Source organism: Pseudomonas sp. Irchel s3f7, from assembly GCF_900187615.1.
Taxonomy (GTDB): Bacteria; Pseudomonadota; Gammaproteobacteria; order Pseudomonadales; family Pseudomonadaceae; genus Aquipseudomonas.
In genome coordinates, this window is sequence record NZ_FYDO01000001.1 from 111,480 (window position 1) to 137,289 (window position 25,810).

Annotated in this window: 23 protein-coding genes and 1 pseudogene; 14 read left to right on the forward strand and 10 right to left on the reverse strand. The window is 59.7% G+C overall.

Features of this window, described 5'->3' with window-relative positions; translation table 11 throughout:
* The first annotated feature begins 54 nt into the window (after positions 1 to 54).
* The gene (locus CKW19_RS00535; RefSeq protein WP_095056071.1) at positions 55 to 1,095 is read left to right on the forward strand and encodes an Ldh family oxidoreductase; all 1,041 of its coding nucleotides are present in this window, start codon (positions 55 to 57) and stop codon (positions 1,093 to 1,095) included.
* Positions 1,096 to 1,231: 136 nt separating this feature from the next.
* Here CKW19_RS00535 and CKW19_RS00545 read toward each other — a convergent pair whose 3' ends face one another.
* Entirely contained in the window at positions 1,232 to 1,549 is a 318-nt protein-coding gene (locus CKW19_RS00545; RefSeq protein WP_095056073.1) for a YqjD family protein, read from the reverse strand.
* 164 nt (positions 1,550 to 1,713) lie between these two features.
* On the opposite strand from CKW19_RS00545, the gene CKW19_RS00550 reads away from it, so the two are divergent.
* The 6 genes from CKW19_RS00550 to CKW19_RS00575 all read left to right on the forward strand — a co-directional run bounded on the left by CKW19_RS00550 (position 1,714) and on the right by CKW19_RS00575 (position 7,911).
* A complete protein-coding gene (locus tag CKW19_RS00550; RefSeq protein WP_007937833.1) occupies positions 1,714 to 1,965 on the forward strand; it encodes a hypothetical protein in 252 nt (83 codons plus the stop codon).
* A gap of 260 nt (positions 1,966 to 2,225) precedes the next feature.
* Complete coding sequence (locus tag CKW19_RS00555; RefSeq protein ID WP_095056074.1) at positions 2,226 to 3,890, forward strand: AMP-binding protein; 1,665 nt, start codon at positions 2,226 to 2,228, stop codon at positions 3,888 to 3,890.
* Positions 3,891 to 3,906: 16 nt separating this feature from the next.
* The gene (locus CKW19_RS00560; protein WP_095056075.1) at positions 3,907 to 4,668 is read left to right on the forward strand and encodes an SDR family NAD(P)-dependent oxidoreductase; all 762 of its coding nucleotides are present in this window, start codon (positions 3,907 to 3,909) and stop codon (positions 4,666 to 4,668) included.
* A 12-nt stretch (positions 4,669 to 4,680) separates the two neighbouring features.
* Positions 4,681 to 5,874, forward strand: a complete 1,194-nt coding sequence (locus CKW19_RS00565) for an acetyl-CoA C-acyltransferase (RefSeq protein WP_095056076.1) — start codon at positions 4,681 to 4,683, stop codon at positions 5,872 to 5,874.
* Between the two features lie 122 nt (positions 5,875 to 5,996).
* A complete protein-coding gene (locus CKW19_RS00570; RefSeq protein WP_095056077.1) occupies positions 5,997 to 7,124 on the forward strand; it encodes an acyl-CoA dehydrogenase in 1,128 nt (375 codons plus the stop codon).
* A gap of 13 nt (positions 7,125 to 7,137) precedes the next feature.
* A complete protein-coding gene (locus tag CKW19_RS00575) occupies positions 7,138 to 7,911 on the forward strand; it encodes an enoyl-CoA hydratase (protein ID WP_095056078.1) in 774 nt (257 codons plus the stop codon).
* A 285-nt stretch (positions 7,912 to 8,196) separates the two neighbouring features.
* Here the strand turns inward: CKW19_RS00575 and CKW19_RS00580 are convergent, their stop codons facing one another.
* The 3 genes from CKW19_RS00580 to CKW19_RS00590 all read right to left on the reverse strand — a co-directional run bounded on the left by CKW19_RS00580 (position 8,197) and on the right by CKW19_RS00590 (position 11,510).
* A complete protein-coding gene (locus CKW19_RS00580) occupies positions 8,197 to 9,348 on the reverse strand; it encodes an acyl-CoA dehydrogenase family protein (protein WP_095056079.1) in 1,152 nt (383 codons plus the stop codon).
* 3 nt (positions 9,349 to 9,351) lie between these two features.
* Positions 9,352 to 10,458: an enoyl-CoA hydratase/isomerase family protein gene (locus CKW19_RS00585; RefSeq protein WP_095056080.1), complete on the reverse strand. Its 1,107-nt coding sequence runs from the start codon at positions 10,456 to 10,458 to the stop codon at positions 9,352 to 9,354.
* Positions 10,459 to 10,616: 158 nt separating this feature from the next.
* Positions 10,617 to 11,510, reverse strand: a complete 894-nt coding sequence (locus CKW19_RS00590) for a LysR family transcriptional regulator (RefSeq protein WP_095056081.1) — start codon at positions 11,508 to 11,510, stop codon at positions 10,617 to 10,619.
* A 102-nt stretch (positions 11,511 to 11,612) separates the two neighbouring features.
* Between CKW19_RS00590 and CKW19_RS00595 the strand changes: the two genes are divergently transcribed.
* Positions 11,613 to 12,707 carry a polyamine ABC transporter substrate-binding protein gene (locus tag CKW19_RS00595; RefSeq protein ID WP_095056082.1) on the forward strand — a complete coding sequence of 365 codons (1,095 nt, stop codon included), beginning with the start codon at positions 11,613 to 11,615 and terminating at the stop codon, positions 12,705 to 12,707.
* Positions 12,708 to 12,716: 9 nt separating this feature from the next.
* Positions 12,717 to 13,676 carry an agmatinase gene (gene speB / locus CKW19_RS00600; protein WP_095056083.1) on the forward strand — a complete coding sequence of 320 codons (960 nt, stop codon included), beginning with the start codon at positions 12,717 to 12,719 and terminating at the stop codon, positions 13,674 to 13,676.
* 114 nt (positions 13,677 to 13,790) lie between these two features.
* Here the strand turns inward: speB and CKW19_RS00605 are convergent, their stop codons facing one another.
* Positions 13,791 to 14,843 (reverse strand): aldo/keto reductase, encoded by a 1,053-nt coding sequence (locus CKW19_RS00605; RefSeq protein WP_095056084.1) that lies wholly within the window; start codon positions 14,841 to 14,843, stop codon positions 13,791 to 13,793.
* Between the two features lie 189 nt (positions 14,844 to 15,032).
* Between CKW19_RS00605 and zapE the strand changes: the two genes are divergently transcribed.
* From zapE to CKW19_RS00615, 3 genes and pseudogenes are all read left to right on the forward strand, one after another.
* Positions 15,033 to 16,151, forward strand: coding sequence for a cell division protein ZapE (zapE, locus tag CKW19_RS00610; protein ID WP_095056244.1), 1,119 nt, complete (start codon positions 15,033 to 15,035; stop codon positions 16,149 to 16,151).
* 63 nt (positions 16,152 to 16,214) lie between these two features.
* Positions 16,215 to 16,313, forward strand: a pseudogene (locus CKW19_RS28695) (damage-inducible protein DinB); the annotation flags it as partial.
* A gap of 118 nt (positions 16,314 to 16,431) precedes the next feature.
* Positions 16,432 to 16,923, forward strand: coding sequence for a GNAT family N-acetyltransferase (locus CKW19_RS00615; protein ID WP_095056085.1), 492 nt, complete (start codon positions 16,432 to 16,434; stop codon positions 16,921 to 16,923).
* Between the two features lie 170 nt (positions 16,924 to 17,093).
* Here the strand turns inward: CKW19_RS00615 and CKW19_RS00620 are convergent, their stop codons facing one another.
* A complete protein-coding gene (locus CKW19_RS00620; RefSeq protein WP_095056086.1) occupies positions 17,094 to 18,830 on the reverse strand; it encodes a phosphoethanolamine transferase CptA in 1,737 nt (578 codons plus the stop codon).
* 201 nt (positions 18,831 to 19,031) lie between these two features.
* The gene (locus CKW19_RS00625) at positions 19,032 to 19,214 is read right to left on the reverse strand and encodes a DUF6026 family protein (protein ID WP_095056087.1); all 183 of its coding nucleotides are present in this window, start codon (positions 19,212 to 19,214) and stop codon (positions 19,032 to 19,034) included.
* Positions 19,215 to 19,486: 272 nt separating this feature from the next.
* Here CKW19_RS00625 and gnd point away from each other — a divergent pair, with 272 nt between their 5' ends.
* Positions 19,487 to 20,467, forward strand: a complete 981-nt coding sequence (gnd, locus tag CKW19_RS00630; protein WP_095056088.1) for a phosphogluconate dehydrogenase (NAD(+)-dependent, decarboxylating) — start codon at positions 19,487 to 19,489, stop codon at positions 20,465 to 20,467.
* Positions 20,464 to 21,987 carry a glucose-6-phosphate dehydrogenase gene (zwf, locus tag CKW19_RS00635; RefSeq protein WP_095056089.1) on the forward strand — a complete coding sequence of 508 codons (1,524 nt, stop codon included), beginning with the start codon at positions 20,464 to 20,466 and terminating at the stop codon, positions 21,985 to 21,987. Before gnd ends, zwf begins: the two co-directional genes overlap by 4 nt.
* A gap of 165 nt (positions 21,988 to 22,152) precedes the next feature.
* Here zwf and nhaB read toward each other — a convergent pair whose 3' ends face one another.
* The 3 genes from nhaB to CKW19_RS00650 all read right to left on the reverse strand — a co-directional run bounded on the left by nhaB (position 22,153) and on the right by CKW19_RS00650 (position 25,563).
* On the reverse strand, positions 22,153 to 23,655 hold the full coding sequence (gene nhaB / locus CKW19_RS00640) for a sodium/proton antiporter NhaB (protein WP_095056090.1): 1,503 nt from the start codon (positions 23,653 to 23,655) through the stop codon (positions 22,153 to 22,155).
* 77 nt (positions 23,656 to 23,732) lie between these two features.
* Positions 23,733 to 25,022, reverse strand: coding sequence for a hypothetical protein (locus CKW19_RS00645; RefSeq protein WP_095056091.1), 1,290 nt, complete (start codon positions 25,020 to 25,022; stop codon positions 23,733 to 23,735).
* 274 nt (positions 25,023 to 25,296) lie between these two features.
* On the reverse strand, positions 25,297 to 25,563 hold the full coding sequence (locus CKW19_RS00650; RefSeq protein WP_095056092.1) for a hypothetical protein: 267 nt from the start codon (positions 25,561 to 25,563) through the stop codon (positions 25,297 to 25,299).
* Between the last annotated feature and the right edge of the window lie 247 nt (positions 25,564 to 25,810).

The window sequence follows — 25,810 nt, forward strand, 5'->3', positions numbered from 1 at the left end:
AGCGATTAATCGGCGAGTCAACGTGCTTAACAATAAAAAACACTGGAGCTTCTGATGACCGCATCGCCTGAAACGGCAGTCAGTTCGGCCGAAACACATCTCGATTTCGACTCACTCGTTCTGCTGCTCCAACAAATATTTGTCCGCCATGGCACGTCTGTCGAGGTCGCAAAAACCCTGGCATTGAACTGTGCAGGCGCCGAGCGCGACGGTGCTCACAGCCATGGCGTGTTCCGGATTCCGGGATATGTGTCGACGCTGCAAAGCGGCTGGGTCAATGGCCAGGCGGTTCCGGTGGTCGAGGACGTGGCGTCGGGTTTTGTCCGGGTCGATGCCGGTAACGGTTTCGCGCAACCGGCGTTGGCGGCCGCGCGTCCGTTACTGATTGAAAAGGCCCGCAGCGCCGGGATTGCAGTGCTGGCGATTCGTAATTCGCACCATTTCGCCGCGCTGTGGCCGGACGTCGAGCCCTTCGCGGATGAAGGCCTGGTGGCCTTGAGCGTGGTCAACAGCATGACCTGCGTGGTGCCCCACGGTGCCGACCGCCCGTTGTTCGGCACCAACCCGATCGCCTTCGCCGCGCCACGTGCTGACGGTGCGCCGATTGTCTTCGACCTGGCCACCAGCGCCATCGCCCATGGCGATGTACAGATTGCTGCGCGCAAGGGCGAACGTTTGCCGGAGGGCATGGGCGTTGACAGCCTCGGTCAACCGACCACCGACCCTAAAGCGATACTTGAAGGCGGCGCGTTACTGCCGTTCGGCGGGCATAAGGGTTCGGCGTTGTCGATGATGGTCGAGTTGTTGGCGGCAGCGCTGACCGGGGGCAATTTCTCCTTCGAGTTCGATTGGAAGAATCACCCCGGCGCGAAAACGCCGTGGACCGGTCAGTTGCTGATCGTGATCGACCCGCGCAAGGCGGCCGGGCAGAGTTTTGCCGAGCGCAGCCAGGAGCTGGTGCGACAAATGCACAGTGTGGGGCTGAAGCGGCTGCCGGGGGATCGGCGTCATCATCAGCGCGCAAAATCCCGGGCGGGAGGCATTGTGCTTGATGCGCAGACATTGGCGAATCTGCGGGAATTGGCCGGGGTCTGAATCTGGAACTGCAGGAGCGAGCCTGCTCGCGATGGACGTCAACGAAAACGCGTGCTTACTGGGTAAGCGCGGCGTTCTTGGGTCCATCGCGAGCAGGCTCGCTCCTGCAGGGGCTTCGGTGCTGCAAATGATGGGCTTAGCGACGGCCGAGCAATAAGCCCACCACCAGCCCAAACCCGGCGGAAATGGCCACGGTTTGCCATGGATGCCCGCCAATGTAGGTTTCCGTGGCTTCGACCGCCGGTAAAGTGCGGTCGCGAACGCGGGTGACCGAATCCCTGGCTTGCTGGAGTTTCAGGGCGATTTGCTCGCGCAGGGTTTCCGCGTCCTCACCGACCAGTGAAGCACTGCTCTTGAGCAGCTTTTCCGATTCTTCGATCAGTGCCGAAAGCTCACTGAAGGCCAGATCCTTGATTTGTTCTTCGGCGGCGGGCGTGCTGGTTTTCCGGGCCATTGACGTACTCCTTGCAGGTAAGTGGACAGTGAACAGTGGAGTCTGCCGCCGCTGGAAAAGTTGCAGCCAGATAGCCTCGGGGACGCAATTTTGCTGAAAACCGGCGCAGGACGTTTCGTCCTACAGTGTAAGATGTCGCCAATTTTACGCAGCAGGAAATTCCCATGAGCTTCAATCTGGCCGACAAACCCCTTGCCGAGCGTGCAGCGCTGGAAGACGAGAAGTCCCGTCTGTTCGAACTGTGGCAAAACAATTTGGGCAAAGCCAAGGGCGAAGCCGCTCGGTTGTTTGGCGAGCGGGCCAAGCGCAAAGGCAAATGGGCCGAGTGGGTGCGGTCCGAGCTGGACGGCATGTCGCCTCCGGAATTCGCCAACATGGTGCGCAGTGAAGTCAATCGGCTGATGGCGGCCAAGTAGGCACTGCCGCAGGCGGCGATCTTTTGATCTTTTTTTAAAGATCGCAGCCTGCATTACGCGCGTCCGGACGTGTTTGAGCTGAGCGTCGACGAGCGCGCCAAACCTGGCGTGCGCTTCGTTTCCTGACGCCTTGCGGGTTTTGGCCAAACCAGTCAGGCAACTTGATAACTTTGACCATTGCCCGACACTCCGCGCAGAGCGAGTATTTCCCTGTTGATTACGGTTCCCCAACCTAATAAGAAAACAGAGGGATTCTGGCAATGCGCGATTACTTGTCTGCTACTTCTCAGTTCAATTATCAGCACACCGTCGATGCCGCACTTGCCGGTGATCTGACGGCCCTCAACGCCTGTGTCGAATGTTGCGATCGCCATGCCTTGCCGGGTCGAATCGCCCTGTTCTGGGAAGGCCGCGACGGCACCAGCGCGACGTACACCTTCACCGACCTGCAAGAAAAGGCTGCGCGATTCGCCAATTTCCTGCTCGCGCAAGGCGTGAAAAAAGGCGACAAGGTTGCCGGTCTCCTGCCACGTAATATCGAACTGCTGATCACCGTGTTCGCCACCTGGCGCATCGGCGCGGTGTATCAACCGCTGTTTACCGCGTTTGGCCCCAAAGCCATTGAGCACCGTCTGAGCAGCTCTGGCGCGAAAGTGGTGGTCACCGACGCGGTCAACCGCTCGAAACTCGCCGAAGTCGCTGATTGCCCGACCATCGTCACCGTCGCTGGCGCCAAAGGGCAGGGCATCGTGCGCGGTGATTTCAGTTTCTGGGCCGAGCTGGCCAATTTCCCCGCTGCTTGTGAACCGGTGCTACTGACTGGCGAAGACCCGTTCCTGCTGATGTTCACCTCGGGCACCACCGGTCCGTCGAAAGCGCTGTCGGTGCCACTCAAAGCCATCGTCGCCTTTGAGGCCTACACCCGCGACGCCGTCGATTTGCGCCCTGCAGACGCCTTCTGGAACGTTGCCGATCCGGGTTGGGCCTACGGCATTTATTTTGGTGTCACAGGGCCCATGGCCATGGGGCATCCGATCACCTTTTACGATGGCCCGTTCACCCTCGAAAGCACTTGCCGGGTGATCAACAAATACGGGATCACCAACCTCACCGGTTCGCCGACGGCCTATCGTTTGCTGATTGCCGGTGGCGATGAGTTCGCCAAATCGATCAAGGGCAAGCTGCGCATCGTCAGCAGCGCGGGCGAACCGTTGAACCCGGAAGTGATTCGCTGGTTCGCCGACAACCTCGGCGTGGTCATTCACGACCACTACGGCCAGACCGAACTGGGCATGGTGCTGTGCAACCACCACGGCCTGGAGCATCCGATTCACATGGGCGCCGCCGGTTTCGCCTCGCCCGGTCATCGGATTGTGGTGCTGGATGACAAGTACCAGGAACTGGGCGTCGGCCAGCCGGGCATTCTGGCCATCGACCGCACCCAGTCGCCGATGTGCTGGTTCGCCGGCTACGAAGGCGCGCCGACCAAGGCTTTTGTTGGCGACTATTACTTGAGCGGCGACACCGTCGAGTGGAACCCGGACGGTAGCATCAGCTTTGTCGGCCGCAGCGACGACGTGATCACCACCTCCGGCTATCGCGTCGGGCCGTTTGATGTCGAGAGCGCGCTGATCGAGCACCCGGCCGTGGTCGAAGCCGCCGTTGTCGGCAAGCCCGATCCGGAACGCACCGAACTGGTCAAGGCGTTCGTCGTGCTCAGCCCGCAATACCGCGCCGCACCAGAGCTCGCCGAAGAACTGCGCCAACACGTGCGCAAACGTCTGGCGGCGCATTCGTACCCCCGTGAAATCGAATTTGTCAGTGAATTGCCGAAAACCCCAAGTGGCAAATTGCAGCGCTTTATTTTGCGTAATCAGGAAATCGCCAAGGCTAAAGAAGCCGCGGCGAAGAACGTTTCAGCTTGAATTCAAGGAAACAGTGATGCAGATCGAGAACAAGGTTTTTATCGTCACCGGCGGGGCTTCCGGCCTCGGTGCAGCCACCGCTGAAGTGCTGGTCGCAGCCGGCGCGAAGGTGATGCTGGTGGACATGAACGCCGAAGCGGTCGCGGCGCAGGCCCAGCGCCTGGGCGCGCAGAGTGTTGTCGCCGACATCAGCAACGAAGCGGCTGCCGAAGCCGCGGTGCAGGCCACGGTCAAAGCCTTCGGTGGTCTCAACGGTCTGGTCAACTGCGCCGGTATCGTGCGCGGCGAAAAGATCCTCGGCAAGAACGGCCCGCATGCGCTGTCCAGTTTCAGCCAAGTGATCAACGTCAACCTGATCGGCAGTTTCAACATGCTGCGTCTGGCGGCGGCGGCAATTGCCGAAACCGAAGCGGACGCCGATGGCGAGCGCGGTGTGATCATCAACACCGCGTCTGCGGCGGCTTACGACGGCCAGATCGGTCAGGCAGCTTACGCGGCGTCCAAAGGTGCGATTGTCAGCCTGACCTTGCCTGCCGCCCGTGAACTGGCGCGCTTCGGCATCCGCGTGATGACCATCGCACCGGGCATTTTCGAAACGCCGATGATGGCCGGCATGACCCAGGAAGTTCGCGATTCCCTGGCCGCTGGCGTGCCATTCCCGCCGCGTTTGGGCAAACCGGGCGAGTATGCCGGGCTGGTCAAGCATATTATTGAAAACAGCATGCTCAACGGCGAGGTGATCCGTCTCGACGGTGCCTTGCGCATGGCGGCCAAGTAAGGAGGATTTGTCATGACTCAATCCAACGATCCAATTGTCATCGTCAGCGCCGTGCGTACCCCGATGGGTGCTTTTCAGGGCGAACTGAAAAGCCTGACCGCGCCGCAACTCGGTGCCGCGGCCATCAAGGCCGCAGTGGAACGCGCCGGCGTCGCCAGCGATGCGGTCGATGAAGTGCTGTTCGGCTGTGTGCTGCCTGCTGGCCTCGGCCAGGCCCCGGCGCGTCAAGCAGCGCTGGGCGGCGGGCTGGATAAATCGACCCGCTGCACCACCCTGAACAAGATGTGCGGTTCCGGCATGGAAGCGGCCATCCTGGCTCACGACATGCTGCTCGCCGGCAGCGCCGACGTGGTGATCGCCGGTGGCATGGAAAGCATGTCCAATGCGCCGTACCTGCTGGACCGCGCTCGCAGCGGTTACCGCATGGGCCACGGCCGGGTGCTGGATTCGATGTTCCTCGACGGTCTGGAAGACGCTTACGACAAAGGTCGCCTGATGGGCACCTTCGCCGAAGATTGCGCGCAAACCCATGGCTTCACTCGTGAGGCTCAGGACGCCTTCGCCATTGCCTCGACCACCCGCGCACAGCAGGCGATCAAGGACGGTAGCTTCAAGGACGAGATCGTGCCGCTGACCGTGACGGTCGGCAAAGAGCAGGTGACGATCAGCAACGACGAGCAGCCGCCGAAGGCCAAGCTCGACAAGATCGCCTTGCTGAAACCGGCGTTCCGCGACGGCGGAACCGTGACGGCGGCCAACTCCAGTTCGATCTCCGACGGTGCGGCGGCTCTGGTGCTGATGCGTCGTTCCGAAGCGCAAAAGCGCGGCCTCAAACCGCTGGCAGTGATTCATGGGCACGCGGCGTTTGCCGACACCCCGAGCCTGTTTCCGGTGGCGCCGGTGGGTGCGATCAAGAAGCTGATGAAGAAAACCGGTTGGTCACTGAACGATGTCGATCTGGTCGAAGTCAACGAAGCCTTTGCGGTGGTGAGCCTGGTGACCATGACCATGCTGGAAATCCCCCATGAAAAACTCAACGTTCATGGCGGTGCTTGTGCCCTGGGCCATCCGATCGGTACGTCCGGTGCGCGGATTATCGTGACCTTGCTCTCGGCCCTGCGGCAGAAAGGCTTGAAGCGTGGTGTTGCGGCGATTTGCATTGGTGGCGGTGAAGCCACGGCCATGGCCGTGGAATGCCTCTACTAAAGCATGAACAATCCCTGTAGGAGCTGCCGCAGGCTGCGATCTTTTGATCTTGGAGATCAACATCAAAAGATCGCAGCCTGCGGCAGCTCCTACAGGGGACAATTACACATTAAGGACTTGTCATGATTCCCAATGACGAACAACAGCAGATTCGCGACGCGGCCCGGGACTTTGCCCAGGAACGCCTGAAACCGTTCGCTGCCGAGTGGGACCGTGAGCATCGATTCCCCAAGGAAGCCATCGGTGAAATGGCCGCGCTGGGTTTCTTCGGTATGCTGGTGCCGGAACAGTGGGGCGGTTGCGACACCGGGTACCTGGCCTACGCCATGGCCCTGGAAGAAATCGCTGCGGGCGACGGTGCCTGCTCGACCATCATGAGCGTGCACAACTCGGTGGGTTGCGTGCCGATCCTGCACTACGGCAACGACTACCAGAAAGAACGCTTCCTCAAGCCGCTGGCCAGCGGTGTGATGCTCGGCGCATTCGCCCTGACCGAACCCCAGGCCGGTTCCGATGCCAGTGGTTTGAAAACCCGGGCCAAACTGAACGGCGACCACTACGTGCTCAACGGCTGCAAGCAGTTCATCACCTCCGGGCAGAACGCCGGGGTGGTGATCGTGTTTGCGGTGACCGACCCGAGCGCCGGCAAACGCGGGATCAGCGCGTTCATCGTGCCGACCGATTCGCCGGGCTACAAAGTTGCGCGGGTCGAAGACAAACTCGGTCAACACGCCTCCGACACCTGCCAGATCCTTTTCGAAGACGTAAAAGTCCCGGTGGCCAACCGTTTGGGCGAGGAGGGTGAAGGCTACAAGATTGCTTTGGCCAACCTCGAAGGCGGTCGAGTCGGCATCGCTTCGCAATCGGTAGGCATGGCCCGCGCCGCGTTTGAAGCGGCTCGCGACTATGCCCGTGAGCGCGAAAGCTTCGGCAAACCGATCATCGAGCATCAGGCTGTAGCGTTCCGCCTGGCCGACATGGCCACCCAGATTGCCGTTGCGCGGCAAATGGTGCATTACGCCGCAGCCTTGAGAGACAGCGGCAAACCGGCGCTGGTCGAAGCGTCTATGGCCAAACTGTTCGCCTCGGAAATGGCCGAGAAGGTATGCTCTTCGGCGCTGCAAACCCTCGGCGGCTACGGTTACCTGAACGACTTCCCGCTGGAGCGGATCTACCGCGACGTGCGGGTCTGCCAGATTTACGAAGGCACCAGCGATATTCAGCGCATGGTCATTTCGCGCAACTTATAAGAAGGAGTCCCTTGTGAACTACGAAACGATTTTGCTGGAAACCCACGGCCGCGTCGGCCTGATCACGCTCAACCGTCCGCAAGCCCTGAACGCGTTGAACGCGCAGATCATCGGCGAACTGAACCATGCCCTCGATGGCCTGGAAGCCGATTCGAACATCGGTTGCATTGTGCTGACAGGCTCGAAAAAGGCCTTCGCCGCCGGTGCCGACATCAAGGAAATGGCCGAGCTGACCTACCCGCAGATCTACCTCGATGACCTGTTCAGCGACAGCGATCGCGTGGCCAACCGCCGCAAACCGATCATCGCGGCGGTCAACGGTTTCGCGTTGGGCGGTGGCTGTGAGCTGGCGCTGATGTGCGATTTCATTCTGGCCGGCGATAACGCCAAATTCGGCCAGCCGGAAATCAACCTCGGCGTGCTGCCGGGCATGGGCGGCACCCAGCGCCTGACCCGCGCCGTGGGCAAGGCCAAGGCCATGGAAATGTGCCTGAGCGGGCGCTTGATCGATGCGGTGGAAGCGGAACGTTGCGGTATCGTCGCGCGGATCGTGCCGAGTGATGAACTGTTGGACGAAGCGCTGAAAGTCGCAGCGTTGATCGCCAAGAAGTCGTTGCCGATTGCGATGATGGTCAAGGAAAGCGTCAACCGTGCATTCGAAGTGAGCCTGTCCGAGGGTGTGCGCTTCGAGCGTCGGGTGTTCCATGCGGCGTTTGCGACGCAGGATCAGAAGGAAGGGATGGCGGCGTTTATTGCCAAGCGCGAGGCGGAGTTCGTCGGTCAGTAATGTGGCGTAGCTGCTGACGCTATCGCTGGCAAGCCAGCTCCTACAGGTTTTCGGGTATACACAACATGTGCGTACGACCGAATCCACTGTAGGAGCTGGCTTGCCAGCGATGCTTTTAGAGCTTCACACCAAATAGTTCTTCAGTTCGCGGGCAATCACCATCCGTTGAATCTCGCTCGACCCTTCGCTGGCAAGCCAGCTCCTACAGGTTTTCGGGTATACACAACATGTGCGTACGACCGAATCCACTGTAGGAGCTGGCTTGCCAGCGATGCTTTTAGAGCTTCACACCAAATAGTTCTTCAGTTCGCGGGCAATCACCATCCGTTGAATCTCGCTCGACCCTTCATAGATCTGCGTGATCCGCGCATCCCGGTAGTACTTCTCCACCGGATAGTCTTCCAGATAACCGTATCCGCCATGAATCTGAATCGCGGACGAGCAGACCTTTTCAGCCATTTCCGACGCGAACAGCTTGGCTTGTGACGCTTCTGACAGGCAAGGCTTGCCGGCCGTGCGCAACCGTGCCGCGTGCAAGATCATCAACCGCGCAGCGTTCAACTGCATGTGCATGTCGGCCAGCAGGTTGGCGATGCTCTGGTGTTCATTGATCGGTTTGCCAAACTGCACACGGTCGCGAGAGTAGGCGAGCGCTGCTTCGAACGCCGCACGTGCGATGCCCAACGCTTGCGCCGCGATGCCGATGCGTCCGCCTTCAAGATTGGACAGCGCAATCGCCAGACCTTTACCGCGCTCGCCAAGCAGGTTGGCCTCGGGAATGGTGCAGTTGTTCAGGGTGACGGCGCAGGTGTCGGAAGCGCGGATGCCCATCTTGTGTTCGGTACGGTCGACGATAAAACCGGCCGTGTCGGTCGGCACGAGAAAGGCCGAGATACCGCGCTTGCCCAAATCCGGATCGGTGACGGCAAACACAATCGCCAGTTTTGCCCGCTTGCCGTTGCTGACGAACTGTTTGGCGCCATTGATCACCCACTGGCCGTCGCGCAGTTCGGCGCGGGTGCGCAGGTTGTGCGCTTCGGACCCAGCCTGGGGTTCGGTCAGGCAGAAGCAGCCGATGACCTTGCCGCTGGCCAGATCGGCCAGCCAGGTCTGTTTCTGTTCTTCGCTGCCGTAGTTCATCACCGGCCCGCAGCCGACAGAGTTGTGGATGCTCATGAACGCGCCCGTCGCGCCGTCGCCTGCGGAAATCTCTTCCACCGCCAGGGCGTAGGCAACGTAGTCGACATAAGTGCCACCCCATTCCTCGGGCACCACCATGCCCAGCAAGCCCAGTTCGCCCATCTTCGCCACCAGCGCGTCGTCGATCCAGCCGGCCTTTTCCCAGGCTTGGGCGTGGGGGGCGATTTCGCCACGGGCAAAGTCCCGGGCCATGTCGCGGATCATGACTTGCTCTTCGCTCAATTCGATATCGTGCATGGTTCAGCTCCCGCTCCGGTCAAACCCGCTGAAGAAACTCGCCACGTGCTCGGCGTCCAGTGCCGCAAGGGTCGGTGGGTTCCAGCGCGGATTCTTGTCTTTGTCGATCAGCAAGGCGCGTACGCCTTCGATCAAGTCGCCGCGTTCAAACCATTGGCGGTCCAGATGCAGCTCAAGGGCGAAGCACTGTTCAAGGGGCAGCTCGCGTCCGCGGCGGAGCATTTCCAGGGTGACGCCCATGGCCAGGGGTGAACGGGTTTCCAGCAGGTCGGCGGTGGTGACCGCCCACTCATGGGTGTCGGCAACCGTCACCTGGCGTAATTGCTCCACAATACTCGGCACATCGGGCAGGGCGAAGAAGTGGTCGATGGCCGGGCGCAATGCACTGAGCGGGGCATCCGGCAATTGCTGGACGGCGAGTTTCGCCAGCAGGCTCTGCAGGTCCTTGAGCGGCGTGTCGTGCCATTCCAGCTTATCGAGTTTCTCGTCCAGCGTGCTCAGTTTGGCGCTGTCCAGATACCAGTCGGCCAGGCCGCAATACAGCGCATCGGCCGCGCGGATTTGTACACCGCTGACGCCCAGGTAAATCCCCAGTTCACCGGGGATGCGCGGCAGGAAGTAACTGCCGCCGACGTCCGGGAAGTAGCCGATGCCGACTTCCGGCATCGCCAGGCGACTTTTTTCGGTGACTACGCGCAGATCCGCGCCTTGCACCAGGCCCATGCCGCCGCCGAGGACAAAACCGTCCATCAAGGCCAGCACGGGTTTGCGGTAATGGTGGATCGCGAGGTCGAGGGCGTATTCCTCGACGAAGAAATCTTCGTGCAGGGTATCGCCGCTTTTGAAGCTGTCGTACAGCGAGCGGATGTCGCCACCGGCGCAAAAGGCTTTTTCACCGGCACCGCGCAGCACCACTGCATGCACCTGCGAGTCCTGGGCCCAGGCGTCGAGTTGCCGGTGCAGGTTGCGCACCATGTCGAGGGTCAGGGCATTGAGGCCGGTGGGGCGGTTGAGGGTCAGGTGACCAATGTGGTTGCGAACTTCGGCCAGCACTTCATTTTGCGTGGCATCCATGGACTGAGTCCCCGGTGAAGAAACCTGAGCAGTCATCACTAACTCCCTGCTTTTGTTGTTTTTTATGCTCGCGCGCGAGCGATGTCGGATCGTAGCAGTGCAAATTTGCCTTGTACAACCCGGATAAGTGCAGGTTCTCTGTGCATTTTTGCATGGTGATTACGGGCGTTGATTCAGCGTACACCAAGGTCTGATCAGGCAAACGCCGCCAGCAGATCCTCTTCGAACGCCTTCTGCGCATCCCCCGGCACTTGCGCCCGATGGCGGGCCAGATGGAACGCCACATCGAAGCTCATGTCACTGCGCCGCACGGCCCTGAGCAACCCTTTGTCCTCCCATTGGCGGGCGAAGTGGCTGGGCAAGTAACCCACGTGCTTGCCGGAAAGAATGAAGGCGAGGGTGCCTTCGACCTGTTCCGAGCGCGCCGAGCACAGCTTGCCCTGGAACGGTTCGTCACTGCGCAGGAAGCGGTAGGGGTGATCGACCCGGTCGCTGGCCTGCAACGCCTGGTCGTCCGGCGCTTCATTGGTAAACAACGGGTGGCCGGGCGCGCAATAGAGGTGCTGGGTTTCGATGAACAGTTCGCGGTAGTCGAACGCGTTTTGCACCTGCGAGAAGTAGCCGATGGCGAGGTCCAGCCGTTGTTGCAACAGCAGGCGTTCCATTTCCCCGGGCATCGCGCTGATCAACTCGATGCGCACCGACTCGTCCCGTTCACGAAAGCGCCGGATCGCCTCGGCGACCCGTTGCAGCACCGATTGATCAAGCGCTTCGGACAAGCCCAGGCGCACTTCGCCAATCAAGCGCCCGGCCACGCCGTTGGATTGATGACGGAACGCTTCGATGGATTCGAACAACCCGCGCGTGGCGCTGAGCAATTGTTCGCCCTTGGCGGTGACCTGAAATCCGCTTTTGCCTCGGCTGCACAGGCGATAGCCGAGGCGCGTCTCCAGCTTGGCCATTTGCTGGCTGATGCTCGATTGGCTCAGGCCCAGCTCACCCTGGGCGGCGCTGAATCCACCGCACTCCACCACGCGGACAAACAGGCGCAGCAATTGGAGGTCCAGATCGTGGAGTTGGCCGAGCATCACACATTACTCCTGCATAAAGTCAGGTTAACAAACTTGGTATTTTACCAATGTATCGGACGACGCATCCTGCCACCACTTCCTTCTGGTCAGGTGTTCGTCATGGCTCCCATGTTCAAGCTGTGTTTGCCCGCGCTGTTGCTTGCCGTTGCTGCTTCGGTCCAGGCCGAGGACAAGGTTGTGAACCTTTACAGCTGGGCGGATTACGTCGCCCCTGAAACCTTGCAGCGTTTCGAACAGGAGACCGGCATTCACGTGCGTTACGACACGTTCGATGCGCCGGAGGTACTGGAAACCAAACTGCTGACCGGCGGCAGCGGTTATGACGTGGTGGTGCCGTCCTCCAGCGTTCTGGCCCGTGGCCTGGCAGCGGGCGCGCTGAAAGCGATTCCCCACGAAGGCCTGAAGGGCTACGCCAATCTCGATCCCGATCTGCTGGAAAAGATGGCGGCGGTCGATCCCGGCAACAAATACGGCGTGCCCTATACATGGGGCACCCTGGGACTTGGGATGAATGTCGATGAGGTGCGCAAACGCCTGCCGGACGTGCCGCTCAATAGCCTGGATCTGCTGTTCAAACCGGAATACGCCAGCAAGCTGAAGGACTGCGGGATCGCGGTCATTGATTCACCGCAAGAGGTCATCGGCCTGGCGCTGCACTACTTGGGCAAGGATCCCTACAGCACCGACAAAAACGATCTCGACGCTGCCCAGACGTTGTTGCATCAGTTGCAGCCTTCGGTGGTGTACGTCGCCAGCGGCCGGCAGATCAATGATCTGGCCAACGGCAGTCTTTGCCTGGCATTGACCTACAACGGCGACGCCAGCATGGCCGCCGATCAGGCACGCAAGGCCAACAAACCGTACGAGATCGCCTACCGGATTCCCAAGGAAGGCACCATCGTCTGGCAGGACAACCTGGCGATCCCAAAAGATGCGCCGCACCCCGAGGCCGCGCGCCAGTTCATCGAGTTCATGTTGCGCCCCGAGTCCGTCGCGGCGCTGACCAATACGTTGTTCTTTGCCACCGCCAACCAGGCGGCCACGCCGTTGGTGGATGAGGCGGTGCGCACCGACCCGGACATTTACCCACCCGCCGACGTGCGTGACCGGTTGTACGCCGACCGCAGCATGAGCCTCAAGGACATGCGTCAGCGCACTCGCTTGTGGACCACCTTCCGTAGCCGTCAACAGTAAGGATTTTCAATGGACGTCCCTGTGCAGAACGATCAAGCCATCACCCGCGACAGCCTCTACGGCACGGCTGCCGAAAGCACTTACGCCGGCATCACCAGTTTCATGCGTCGTCGCTACAGCCGCGACTTGCGGGGTGTCGATGTGGCAGTCAGCGGTGTGCCGTTCGACACTGCCACCAGCAACCGCCCCGGCGCGCGTTTCGGGCCTCGTGGCATTCGCGCCGCGTCTACTGCGATTGCCTGGGAGCGCCACTGGCCGTGGACGTTTGACCCGTTCGATCATCTGGCGGTGGTCGACTTTGGCGATTGCGACTTTGACTACGGCTCGCCGCAATCGGTCCCGGAAAGTATCGAGGCCCACGCCGAGCACATCCTCAATGCCGGCAGCGCGATGCTGACCTTTGGTGGCGATCACTTCATCACTTATCCGCTGCTCAAGGCGCATGCGCGCAAGCACGGGGCGTTGTCGTTGATTCACTTTGATGCCCACAGCGACACCTGGCCGGACGAGGACGGCAAGCGCATCGACCACGGCACCATGTTCTGGCATGCGGCCAAGGAAGGGCTGGTTGATCCATCGCGCTCGGTGCAGATCGGTTTGCGCACCACCAACGATGATCATCAGGGCTTTCAGGTGCTGGATGCGCGTCAAGTGCATCGTCGTGGCGTCGATGCGATTGTCGAGGCGATTCGGGCGCGGGTGGGTGACAACCCGGTGTACCTGACATTCGACATCGACTGCCTCGACCCGGCCTTCGCCCCCGGTACCGGAACGCCGGTGTGTGGCGGCTTGAGCACGGCGCAGGCGCTGGACATCCTCGGTGGCCTGCGCGGGATCAATCTGGTCGGCATGGACGTGGTGGAAGTGGCGCCGGCGTATGACAACGCAGAAATCACGTCACTGGCAGCGGCGACGCTAGCGATGGAAATGCTGTGTTTGTATGCGGCAAAACACAAGGTCGATCAGTAAGCGATAAACCCTGTAGGAGCGAGCTTGCTCGCGATCACGGTCGTGCATTCAACCTCTCTGTTGATTGGCAGAACCTCATCGCGAGCAAGCTCGCTCCTACAGTTTTGAAGGGTGTCAGGCTACTGGAATCATAGGCAAATCCAGAATGGCCTCACCACTGAATCGCGCCACCGAACCGGCGATGGATTCATGCGGCACGCCTTTAGCCACGTCGCTGACCGCATCCAGCCGCACTACTTGTTCAGCACTCAACTGCACGTCCAGCGCACCTAACGTCGCGTCGAGTTGCTCGCGGGTGCGGGAGCCGAGAATTGGAATCAGGGCCGTTGTCGAACGCTTGGCCTTTTCCCGCAGCCAGGCGATGGCCACGTGGGTCGGGCTGACATCCAGTTCGGCGGCGACGCCCAGCAAGGTGTCGAGCAGGGCGGTTTCGCGGGTTCCTTTTTCGGCATGAATCAGCATGCCGAGTTTGGTCGCACGGTTATCGCCTTCACTGTTGCGGTATTTACCGGTGAGGAAACCACCGCCCAGTGGCGACCACAGCGTAGCGGCCAGGCCCAGGGCTTCGGCCATCGGCAATTGCTCGCGTTCGGCGGTGCGTTCGGCGAGGCTGTATTCAACCTGGATGGCGGCAATCGGCGCGAAGCCGCGAACCTCGGCCAGCAGATCGGCGCGTGCGATGCGCCAGGCCGGGAAGTTCGACAAACCGGCGTAATGAATCTTGCCCGCGCGTACCAGATCGTCGAAGCCGCGCAGGATCTCTTCCATCGGTGTTACGCCGTCACTCATGTGCGCCCAGAACAGATCGATGTGGTCTGTCTTCAGGCGCTTGAGGCTCTCTTCGACGGCGCGAACCATGTTCTTTCGATTATTGCCGGTGTGGGAAATACCCGCTGCCGGTGTCGTCCCGAGGGTGTATTTGGTGGCGATCACCAGGCTATCCCGATCCGCCACGATGAACTCGCTGAGCATGGCTTCCGATTGTCCGCCTTGATAGCCGTTGGCAGTGTCGATGAAGTTACCGCCAGCCTCCCGGTAACCATCAAAAATGCGTTTGGCTTCGTCGCGCTCGGCGCCGTGGCCCCAACCAGTGCCGAAGTTACCGGCGCCCAGCGCCAGTTCGGAAACGCGCAATCCTGTTTTACGGCCGAACACTTTGTAATGCATGGGATGGCTCCAGAAGGATGGGACTTAATTTAGATGCCGGTGACATGAATTAAATATGATGCCGGTAATATTCACCGTCAAGATGCTCCCGACCATTGGCGTTGTCAGTGATAAAAACTAAGCCAGTGGCGAGGGAGGCACAGGGCCTGTCTTGCCTTTTGGGTGTTTCGCAATGGCATACTGCCGCGCATGACTATCGACTCTCCCCTCAGTGCCTGGCAGCAGGCCATCGAACAGAAGGGCTTCGTCCAGGACGAGGCTCAGGAACATGCCGTCTGGGCATTGCAGAAATGCCACGAAGCCTTGCATGCCGGTCACTCGCCGATCACGGGTGTTTACTTGTGGGGGCCGGTCGGGCGGGGCAAGACCTGGCTGATGGACCAGTTCTACCAAAGCTTGCGGGTCCCGGCGCGGCGCCAGCACTTTCACCATTTCATGGGGTGGGTGCACCAGCGTTCATTCCAGTTGACCGGCACCGCCGACCCGCTCAAGGCACTGGCCCGGGAGTTGAGCGAGGAGGTGCGCGTGCTGTGTTTCGACGAGTTGTTCGTCAATGACATCGGCGACGCAATCATTCTCGGGCGTCTGTTTCAGGTCATGTTCGAGCAGGGTGTGGTCGTGGTCTGTACCTCGAACCTGCCGCCGGATCAACTGTACGCCGACGGTTTCAACCGCGACCGGTTCATGCCCGCAATCACCGCAATCAAGCAGCACATGCAGGTGATCGCCGTGGACGGCGGGGAAGACCACCGGCTGCACCCTGGCGTCGGTTCGCAACGATACTGGGTGGCGGAGCCCGGGCAGGATTGCGCGCTGGATGAGGTGTTCGCCGCACTGACCATCGGCCAATCGGTCTCCAGTGACCCGATCAAGGTCGGTTATCGTTCTCTCAATGTGATCAAGGCCAGCCCGAGCGTGCTCTGGACCCGTTACTCCGATCTTTGCGAGCAGCCTTTCGCCGCCATGGATTTCATGACCCTGTGTGACACCTACAGCGCAGTCCTGTTGAGCGACGTCCCCAACCTGAGTGCACAAAAGCGCGCAGGACGCATTGCCCGTGGCACTGAGGACGGCGTCGAGCGGGTAGAGGCGGGGGATCGCGAGTTGCCGCAATTGTCGGTGCATGACGACGGTGTGCGACGCTTCATTGCTCTGGTGGACGAATGCTATGACCGCAAGGTGCCGTTGTACCTGGAAGCTCAGGTGCCGATGGCCTCGCTTTACACCGACGGGTATCTGGAGTTTCCGTTCCGTCGCACCCTGAGTCGGCTGCAGGAGATGCAACTGCAACGGTTCGCCGAAGCGTGATCAGGAGGAGGGAAGATGAATCAACCGCTGTCGCCCCATTTGCTGACTATCGCCCGCGAAAATCCGCAACACGACGAGTTTTTCTGTGCCGGTGAGTCGTACCTGCGGGCCGAGGACTTTGCCGAGTTGGGTTGGACCGAAACGCTGATCTGGGGCGTTTGAGCGTCAATTATTTTCAGCACAACTGATTGTCGGCAGCACAGCGCTCGCGCTATGGTCGCCCGGCACCTCGGCGCGACATACGCGGCGGGGGCTACTTTATGTGTGATCGAGGATGGAAATGGATTTCGCAGAAATTCTTGTTCTTCAGGCCAGCTACACCAACCCGGTGCATGCCGAAGCGATTGGTCTGGTATTGAACCACTACGCCGAGGACCCGATGGGCGGCGGCCAATCCCTGCCTGCCAATGTGCTGGAGCAATTACCAGCAGAGCTTGCTCGACGTCCCCACGCCTTCAGTGTGTTGGCGTTTGTCGGTGGCGAACCGGCCGGGTTGGTCAATTGCTTCGAGGGTTTCTCGACCTTTGCCTGCCGGCCATTGGTGAATGTGCACGATGTGGCGGTGGTGAATAAGTTTCGCGGGTTGGGCTTGAGTCAGCGCATGTTGCAAAAGGTCGAGGAAATCGCCCGTCAGCGCGGTTGCTGCAAGCTCACCCTGGAGGTGCTGGAAGGCAACGCCGTGGCGCAAGCGGCTTACGAAAAAGCCGGTTTTGCAGCAGGCATGTTCGACCCGGCCCATGGCCGGATGCTGTTCTGGACCAAGGCGCTTTGAATTAGCGTCTGGCGCCTGTAGGAGCGAGCTTGCTCGCGATGGACACAAGTCCCCGGTTTTATTTCGGCCTGTAGCTTACAGTCATATCCGCCGATTACATGAGATGGGAACAAACGCTGATGGCCGCAAAGCCAGTATGAAAAAGGGGCCGGAACCGGCCCCTGAAAGGATTACTGCTGAACCACCGCTGGCGCGACTTTAGGCTTGATCAGGCTGAAGTCGATCAAGGCCCGCTGCTGGCGTTCATAAGGGTTGCCGATCAGCAACGGTCGCGCCTTGAAGCTGTCGCTGACCAGACTCTTGCTGCGATCGAGCTCATCGAAGCTCAGGCCTGCAAGGTCGGCCCAGGTATGAATCAGGTGCGAGCTGCTGTATGGGCGCGATACATCACCGGCGACGTTCCAATTGTGGTTCTCACGCCATTTTGGCGAGGCCCAGGTCATGAACGGAATGGTGTACATCGGCGCTGTCGGCTTGCTCTCGTTGCGCCCGAGGGTGCTGTGGCCTGCGGAATCGAATACGTCTTCACCGTGGTCCGAGAGGTACAGCAGGAAGCCGTTCGGATCAGTCTTGGCGTAGTCCTTGATCAGGCTGGACACCACGAAGTCGTTGTACAGCACGGCATTGTCGTAGCTGTTGTACGTCGGCACCTGGTCGTCACGTACACCGGCCGGCACGCCATTGCGGTCCTTGAACTTGTCGAAGGACGAAGGGTAGCGGTACTGGTAGCTCATGTGCGTGCCAAGCAGGTGCACAACAATCAGCTTGCGCGGCGCGGCATCGGCCAGGGCCTTGTTGAAGGGCTCGATCACGTCGCCATCGTACTGGGCGGCGTTCTGGTTGCGGTTGTTGTTCAGGTACACCTGCTCGTCGGCCTGCTCGGAGAACGTCGTGAGCATGGTGTTGCGCTTGGTCATGGTCTGCTGGTTGGTGATCCAGAAGGTCTTGTACCCGGCCTGTTTCATCATGCTGACCAGCGACGGCGTCGACAGGTAGAGGTCTGGCTTTTCCTCGTCGGCAAAGGTCAGAACCTGCTGCAGCGCTTCAATGGTGTACGGACGCGGCGTGATGACATTGTCGAAAACGTCCAGTTGATCCTTGAGCTTGTCCAGTTCCGGCGTGGTTTGACGCGGATAGCCATACAGGCTCATGCGCTGGCGGTTGGTGGATTCGCCGATCACCAGCACCAGGGTCGCGGGCTGGTTGGCCATCGCATCCTTGAGGTTGTGCAGGGGCGGGATCTTGCTGGCGCTGTCGAGCATGTCCTGCATGTTGGCCAGGGTGTCGAGGTAACGGTGATACGCCACGGCCATCTGCCAAGGCACGGCCGGCTCGATGCGGGTTTCGAATTTCTCGAAACCTTCAGCGAGACTGCCTGTGCGCAGGGTTTGCTTGACCAGTGGGTAGCCGACCACCGCGACTACAATGGCCGTCGCAGCCAACAAGGCCTTGCCGCGTGGCAAGTACACCGGGCGCAAGCGCGTCCACAGGAACCAGGCGAATGCGGTGTGGGCGAGGAACGCGAACACCATCCACCAGGCAAAGTACTGGGTCATGTATTCGCCGGCTTCAGACACGTTCGACTCGAACATGATGAAGATCACGCTCTGGGAGAATTCCTGCTGATAGATGAAGAAATAACCCAGGCTGGCCATCGAGCAGGCCCACAGCACGACCCCGATCACGGCGGCCATGACACGGGTTTTATTGGGGAACAGTAGCATCGGCGCCAGCCAGATGGCGCTCATCACGAACGCCTGGCGGAACCCCGTGAAACCGGAAGTGCCTGTCAGTTGGATCAGTAGCTGGGTGATTCCGGAGAAGTACCAGAAGAATACGAACAACCAGAGTAACCCGGCCCAGTCGAAACCTTTCGCAGTCGTCTTGCTGCGTTTAAACAAAGTCATTCAGCGCTCCAGCCGAGAAAACACTTCCATCGCCGGACGTTAAATATCACTGACGACGAAACGGTGACCATCCGAGCAACGAACAGCCATAAACAGGTAAGTATCGGAAAGCAAATGTGAAAATTGTGTGAGCTGCTTTGAATGGCAGCTCAGAGGCAGGGGGAAAGCAGCGTCGGCTGCTACCAGATCAATCGGGGGTGATCAGGCGTGCGGGGCGCGTTGAGTGACGACTGCGGATGGATTTTGAGTGTCTTGCAGCACCAGTCGCAGTTGCGCCAGCTCTTGCTTCAATTGATCGCGTTCGTCTTTCAACTGGCGCAGTTCATCACGACGGATTGTGACGTAAAGGGTTTGTGCTGGCAGTGCGGTATGTACTGTGCCCATTGCTCACCTCGCAAATGGCGTATCTCAACTGTAGAACCGCCTCGATTTGAGCGGCAGAACTACTATCGGCGCCAATTTTGATTTCTTTTTCCCCTGAAGGGAACTTTTTTATTTTCAAATGTCGTTGTGTCTTGGGCTTGATTCCCGACGTTATCAGTCTGGATCGGGCACAATGCCCGGAAACTTCATCCCGACGCTCTGGACTAAGCTTCATTAGTCGCGTTGGGCTATACCTTTGACACACATTTATTTGTAGTAGGGAGCATCAGCACATGCAACTCGGGATTATTGGACTGGGCCGCATGGGCGGCAATATTGCGCGGCGCCTGATGCTCAACGGACACACGACCGTTGTTTACGACCGCAATACCGCCTTCATCGAAACCCTGGCCGCCGAGGGCGCAACCGGTGTGGCCGACTTGCCGGCCCTGGTGGCCGGCCTGACCAAGCCGCGAGCGATTTGGGTCATGCTGCCGGCCGGCGCGCCGACCGAAGAGACCATCGACACCCTGAGCACCTTGCTTGAAGCCGGCGACACCATCATCGATGGCGGCAACACGTTCTATAAAGACGACATTCGCCGGGCGAAAACCCTGGCGGAAAAAGGCCTGCACTACATCGACGTCGGTACGTCCGGCGGCGTCTGGGGCCTGGAGCGCGGTTACTGCATGATGATTGGCGGCGACGCCGACACGGTCAATCGTCTGGACCCGCTGTTCGACACCCTGGCCCCGGGCATGGGCGACATTCCGCGAACCAAGGACCGCAAGTCCGATGACGATCGCGCCGAGCGTGGCTACATCCACGCAGGTCCTGCGGGCGCCGGGCATTTCGTGAAGATGATCCACAACGGCATCGAATACGGAATGATGCAGGCCTTCGCCGAAGGTTTCGACATCCTCAAGACCAAAAACAGCGAAAAGTTGCCGGAAGACCAGCGCTTCGACCTGAACGTCGCCGACATCGCCGAAGTCTGGCGTCGTGGCAGCGTGGTGTCGTCGTGGTTGCTCGACCTGACGGCTGACGCCCTGGCCAGTGATTCGAAGCTCGACGGTTTTTCTGGCTCCGTGGCTGACAGCGGTGAAGGTCAATGGACCATCGAAGCGGCGATGGAGCAAGCGGTTCCGGTGCCGGTACTGTCGAACTCGCTGTTCTCGCGCTACCGTTCCCGTGGCCAAGGCAGCTTTGGCGACAAAGTGCTTTCGGCCCAGCGCTTCGGCTTCGGCGGCCATGTGGAGACCCCGAAAAAATGACCCATCCGGTCCGCAGAAAATCCAGGCCTGAACCCGCTCCGGCGACCACACTGTTCCTGTTCGGTGCCCATGGTGATCTGGTCAAGCGCCTGCTGATGCCGGCGCTGTATAACCTGAGTCGTGACGGTTTACTGGGGGATGGACTGCGGATCATCGGCGTTGACCACAACGCCATCAGCGACGAAGGCTTCGCGAAAAAACTCGAAGATTTCATTCGCAATGAAGTGGCCACCAAGACCGGCAAGGGCGATCAAGCCCTTGATCCGGTGGTGTGGGCCAAACTTGCCAAAGGCATCAGCTACGTTCAGGGCGATTTCCTGGACGACAGCACCTATCAAGCGCTGGCGGCGAAAATCGCCGACAGCGGAACCGGCAATGCGGTGTTCTACCTGGCCACCGCGCCGCGTTTCTTCAGTGAAGTGGTGCGCCGCCTGGGCAGCGCCGGTTTGCTGGAAGAAACCCCGGAAGCGTTCAGAAGGGTGGTGGTCGAAAAACCGTTCGGCTCCGATTTGCATACGGCTGAAGCCTTGAACGCTTGCCTGCTCAAGGTGATGACGGAAAAACAGATCTACCGAATCGACCACTATCTGGGCAAGGAAACCGTGCAGAACATTCTGGTCAGCCGGTTTTCCAACAGCCTCTTCGAAGCGTTCTGGAATAACCACTACATCGACCACGTGCAGATCACCGCCTCCGAAACCGTCGGTGTGGAAACCCGTGGCAGTTTTTACGAACACACCGGCGCGTTGCGGGACATGGTGCCCAATCACCTGTTTCAGTTGCTGGCGATGGTGGCCATGGAGCCGCCAGCCGCTTTCGGTGCCGACGCGGTGCGCGGCGAGAAAGCCAAGGTGGTGGGTGCGATTCGTCCCTGGTCGGTCGAGGAGGCCAAGGCCAACTCAGTACGTGGGCAATACACGGCCGGTGAACTCGACGGCAAATCATTGCCGGGCTATCGCGAGGAAAACAACGTGGCGCCCGACAGCAATACCGAAACCTATGTAGCCCTCAAGGTCATGATCGATAACTGGCGCTGGGTCGGCGTGCCGTTTTACCTTCGTACGGGTAAACGTATGAGCGTGCGCGACACCGAGATCGTCATCTGTTTCAAACCGGCGCCGTATGCGCAGTTCCGCGACACCGAGGTCGATGAGCTGCAACCAACCTACCTGCGTATTCAGATCCAGCCGAACGAAGGCATGTGGTTCGACCTGCTGGCCAAGCGGCCGGGCCAGGCGCTGAAGATGGACAACATCGAGCTGGGGTTTGCCTATAAAGATTTCTTCGAGATGCAGCCGTCTACCGGTTACGAAACCTTGATCTACGATTGCCTCACCGGCGATCAGACCTTGTTCCAGCGTGCCGACAATATCGAGAATGGCTGGCGAGCGGTGCAGCCATTCCTTGATGCCTGGCAACAGGACGCCAGTGTGCAGAGCTATGCCGCCGGGGAGAACGGCCCACAGGCCGGTGACGAATTGCTGACCCGCGACGGACGCGTCTGGCATCGCCTCGGATAACACGTATCCCCCTGTTGGAGCGAGCCATTGTGGCGAGGGGGCTTGCCCCCGTTGGGCCACGAAGTGGCCCCAAAATCACACCGAACGCGAAGGTTATGCGCCTGCTGCGCAGGCGAGCGGGGGCAAGCCCCCTCGCCACAAAGTTGGACGCATGAGGGGCGGGGATTACAACCAGTAACTCACCGCATACCAGCCCAACGTACCCATCACCACGGTGTACGGCAGGGCCATCCACACCATCCGCCCGTACGACAGACGCACCAGCGGTGCAATCGCCGAAGTCAGCAAAAACAGAAACGCCGCCTGGCCATTGGGTGTCGCCACGCTCGGCAGGTTGGTACCGGTGTTGATGGCGATGGCCAATGTCTCGAAATGCTCGCGGGTCATCTCGCCCGCCAGGAACGCGCGTTTCACTTCAGTGATGTAGATGGTCGCCACGAACACATTATCGCTGATGGCCGACAGCAAACCGTTGGCAATAAACAGCATGCCCGGTTGCTGATCTGCCGGCAGTGCCAGTACCCACTGGATCAATGGCGTGAACAACTGCTGATCGTGGATCACCGCTACCACGGCAAAGAACACCACCAACAAGGCGGTGAACGGCATGGCGTCCTTGAACGCGGTGCCCAGGCGGTGCTCGTCGGTGATGCCGGTGAACGCGGTAATCAGCACAATCACCATCAAACCGATCAGGCCCACTTCCGCGAGGTGAAACGCCAGGCAGACAATCAGCAGCAGCGCCGCCAGACCTTGCACAATCAACGCTGCGCGCTGGCGAGTGGTGCGTTCGGCGTTGTCTTCGGCCGCATAGCTGCCCAGCACGCTGCGCACGTTGTCCGGCAGCAATGTGCCATAGCCGAACCAGCGAAGCTTCTCCAGCAGGACGCACGTCACCAGGCCTGCCACCAACACCGGCAGGGAAACCGGTGCGACCTTGGAAAAGAACTCCCCGAAGTGCCAGCCCATTTCATGGCCGATCAACAGGTTCTGGGGTTCGCCCACCAAAGTACACACGCCGCCCAGCGCGGTGCCCACGGCGCCATGCATCAGCAGGCTGCGCAGGAAAGCCCGGAACTGTTCGAGGTCACCATGATGCAGCGTGGGGAGTTGCTGATCGTCACTGTATTCGCTGTCCTGGCGTGGGTCGTTGCCGGAGGCGACCCGGTGATAGACCGAGTAAAACCCCACGCCTGCGCTGATGATCACGGCCGTCACGGTCAAGGCATCGAGAAACGCCGACAGGAATGCCGACAAGAAGCAGAACATCAGCGCCAGCAACGTCTTGGAGCGAACCCCGAGCAGCAGGCGCGAAAACAGATACAGCAGCAGGTCTTTCATGAAATAAATGCCGGCCACCATGAACATCAGCAGCAGGATCACCGGAAAGTTGTGCAGCAGTTCGTCATACAGGGCCTGGGGCGTTGTCATCTTCAGCAGCAAGGCTTCAATCAGCAACAGTCCGCCGGGCATCAACGGATAGCACTTGAGCGCCATGGCCAGGGTGAAAATGAACTCCAGTACCAGCAGCCATCCGGCCGCGACCGGGCCGACGGTCCACAGGACCAGGGCGTTGAGGATCAGGAAGCCGACAATGCAGGCCTTGTACCAGCGGGGTGAGTTCCCGAGAAAGTTGTGCGCGAACGCCTGGGCCATCGAACCGGACATCGGTTGCTCCTTGTTTAAGAAGCGCGCAAGTTGCCGCAAGCGAGACAGAAGATCAAGCGCAGGCGCAGTGGCTGTGTTTATCCCAGGAAGCGTGTGACGACGGCTTTATAGTTGCCATCGAGAGAATAGCCGGCCACCACGATGTTTCCATCGGCTTGCGCCGCGATCGCCGTGGCTGTGTCCAGGCTACGACCGAGGCGGGTGCGTGTCCAACCGTTGCCATCGCCAAAGTCTGCATCGAGCAAGCCGTCGGGCAGGTATCGAGCGAGGAGGAAATCGGCCTCTATGCCGCCAATCGTTGCGCCCGCGGTCAACACGGAGCCATCCGGTTGGGCCTGGGCGCATGTCCATTGGCAGCCGCTATGGCCGATTTCCAGGCGTTGGGGTTGGCCAGCGTTGCAATGGTTGTCAGGGCGACCGCTGCTGTGAACTTTAAACGTGAGGCAGTGCATCGGCTCGCGACTGCTGCCAAAGCAAAGGATGTCGCCGTTATCCTGCTGTACCACCTGACTGACTTGCGCGCTGTAGTCTTGCGCCTTGAAAGCCATAAAGCCATCCAGGGAAAAGCTTTCATCCAGACGACCGTCTGCGTGATAACGGGCCAGCAGGCCTTCGTGGGGAAAGTTGATTGAACCGCCGACCAGGATTCGTCCGTCGCGTTGCACCCGTAAACTGCTGAGCCAGGTATTCATCAGCAAGTGCCGGACAATGACGAAACCATGTCCATTGAATGAACTGTCCAGCGAGCCTTCGATGTCGAGTCGTATCAGCAGGCCGACGTGATCGGCCATTTCGAAGTGATGATTGGCCAACAGCAGGATTCGACCGTCTTCTTGCACGGCGACGTCACAAGTTTCTGCGCCAGGCACACCGGGAGGCAGCCAGGTATCGCGCATGCCCAGGGAAAGACCGCCCGGCAAACGCACAACGCGGCGCCCGTTATCACCGAATGGCTGTACCAGGCGCCCCTGTTGATCAATCAATGCCAGGGCCGGAAGCGTGCGATGGGCGTTTTCGTAGTGCAGGCCGGCCAGCAGGATGTTTCCGTCACGCAGTACATGAACCTTGGCGCCCATGGCTTCGTAGCCCGCCTCGAATTGCCCGATGACACTGCCTTGTATGCCGAACGAAAGGTCCGCCGAGCCATCCTTGAGCAACCGGGCAAGTCCGAAATGGCTGCCGTCCGACATTCCGACCTTCGCTGCTACCAGCAAACGGCCTTGCGCATCAATCGCGACCCCATGGGCCATGCTGCAAAGGCTACCGGCGAAATACACTTGGGTTTTGCCGTTGCCGGCAAAGGCTGGATCGAGTTGTCCTGCGTTCTGGAGTGGGGTGGGCAGGGCAAGAGCGGACTGGATTGACATGCACGCATCTCCTTGCGAGTCGTCCTGGCTCCGAAAGTTTGGAGGGGTCGGACTTTGTACGGAAAACATTCAATCCCTGAATGACGGGATGCACAACTGTCGGCACTAACAGGCGGAGGGTCGTAATGTGCCACAACAATGACTTTGCGAACCAATGGCAAGCCTGCAAAGAATGCCGGTTTACGAAAGTTCAATCAGATAAGTACAAACAGCTAAAAAATCAGCCAGTTAGCGAAAGGGGGCGCGGATTACTCTAGAGTAATCCGCAAAAAGGTTAGTGCGGCATTGACCAGGACTGCAGCGTGTAACCTTCTTCGCTTAATTCGGCGCGGGCCTGTTCCAGCAAGTGCTCCAGTTGCGCAGGGTCGGTATAGGCGCTGCTCGGGATCTGCTTGCGGCCGATGCTGGTGCTGGTGCGGTCGATAACGGTCAGCGTGAGTTCACCGTTACCGTCCTGTGGCGCCCAGGCCACGCACTTGAAAGGTTTAAATGCGCGGTCGGCAATCAAAAGAGCTTCGTTGATACGGAGCGGGGCGTTCATAGGGTCTTCTCTCTGTATGCCCAATCAAGTGATGTGCCGTCGGTTGGGCTGACCGTTCGGCTGGTTACTTGTACTGATGCCCGCAACAGGGGGTTGGGTCACACACAATCAAAAGAAATTTCAACTTTCTTTCATAACTCAAGATTGTGCTTGAGATTGAAAGCTTAGCGAAAGAAAAGGCGCGTTAGGGAACTCGGTGATTCTGTGTTTCTTATAACTACTTAAGTAATAGTCTTATAGTCAAACG

Bases quoted from the DNA above. Each gene is read 5' to 3' on its own strand.
- CKW19_RS00535 (WP_095056071.1), top strand. From the start codon at position 55: ATGACCGCATCGCCTGAAACGGCAGTCAGTTCGGCCGAAACACATCTC.
- CKW19_RS00545 (WP_095056073.1), bottom strand. From the start codon at position 1,549: ATGGCCCGGAAAACCAGCACGCCCGCCGCCGAAGAACAAATCAAGGAT.
- CKW19_RS00550 (WP_007937833.1), top strand. From the start codon at position 1,714: ATGAGCTTCAATCTGGCCGACAAACCCCTTGCCGAGCGTGCAGCGCTG.
- CKW19_RS00555 (WP_095056074.1), top strand. From the start codon at position 2,226: ATGCGCGATTACTTGTCTGCTACTTCTCAGTTCAATTATCAGCACACC.
- CKW19_RS00560 (WP_095056075.1), top strand. From the start codon at position 3,907: ATGCAGATCGAGAACAAGGTTTTTATCGTCACCGGCGGGGCTTCCGGC.
- CKW19_RS00565 (WP_095056076.1), top strand. From the start codon at position 4,681: ATGACTCAATCCAACGATCCAATTGTCATCGTCAGCGCCGTGCGTACC.
- CKW19_RS00570 (WP_095056077.1), top strand. From the start codon at position 5,997: ATGATTCCCAATGACGAACAACAGCAGATTCGCGACGCGGCCCGGGAC.
- CKW19_RS00580 (WP_095056079.1), bottom strand. From the start codon at position 9,348: ATGCACGATATCGAATTGAGCGAAGAGCAAGTCATGATCCGCGACATG.
- CKW19_RS00585 (WP_095056080.1), bottom strand. From the start codon at position 10,458: ATGACTGCTCAGGTTTCTTCACCGGGGACTCAGTCCATGGATGCCACG.
- CKW19_RS00590 (WP_095056081.1), bottom strand. From the start codon at position 11,510: ATGCTCGGCCAACTCCACGATCTGGACCTCCAATTGCTGCGCCTGTTT.
- CKW19_RS00595 (WP_095056082.1), top strand. From the start codon at position 11,613: ATGGCTCCCATGTTCAAGCTGTGTTTGCCCGCGCTGTTGCTTGCCGTT.
- speB (WP_095056083.1), top strand. From the start codon at position 12,717: ATGGACGTCCCTGTGCAGAACGATCAAGCCATCACCCGCGACAGCCTC.
- CKW19_RS00605 (WP_095056084.1), bottom strand. From the start codon at position 14,843: ATGCATTACAAAGTGTTCGGCCGTAAAACAGGATTGCGCGTTTCCGAA.
- zapE (WP_095056244.1), top strand. From the start codon at position 15,033: ATGACTATCGACTCTCCCCTCAGTGCCTGGCAGCAGGCCATCGAACAG.
- CKW19_RS00615 (WP_095056085.1), top strand. From the start codon at position 16,432: ATGGATTTCGCAGAAATTCTTGTTCTTCAGGCCAGCTACACCAACCCG.
- CKW19_RS00620 (WP_095056086.1), bottom strand. From the start codon at position 18,830: ATGACTTTGTTTAAACGCAGCAAGACGACTGCGAAAGGTTTCGACTGG.
- CKW19_RS00625 (WP_095056087.1), bottom strand. From the start codon at position 19,214: ATGGGCACAGTACATACCGCACTGCCAGCACAAACCCTTTACGTCACA.
- gnd (WP_095056088.1), top strand. From the start codon at position 19,487: ATGCAACTCGGGATTATTGGACTGGGCCGCATGGGCGGCAATATTGCG.
- zwf (WP_095056089.1), top strand. From the start codon at position 20,464: ATGACCCATCCGGTCCGCAGAAAATCCAGGCCTGAACCCGCTCCGGCG.
- nhaB (WP_095056090.1), bottom strand. From the start codon at position 23,655: ATGTCCGGTTCGATGGCCCAGGCGTTCGCGCACAACTTTCTCGGGAAC.
- CKW19_RS00645 (WP_095056091.1), bottom strand. From the start codon at position 25,022: ATGTCAATCCAGTCCGCTCTTGCCCTGCCCACCCCACTCCAGAACGCA.
- CKW19_RS00650 (WP_095056092.1), bottom strand. From the start codon at position 25,563: ATGAACGCCCCGCTCCGTATCAACGAAGCTCTTTTGATTGCCGACCGC.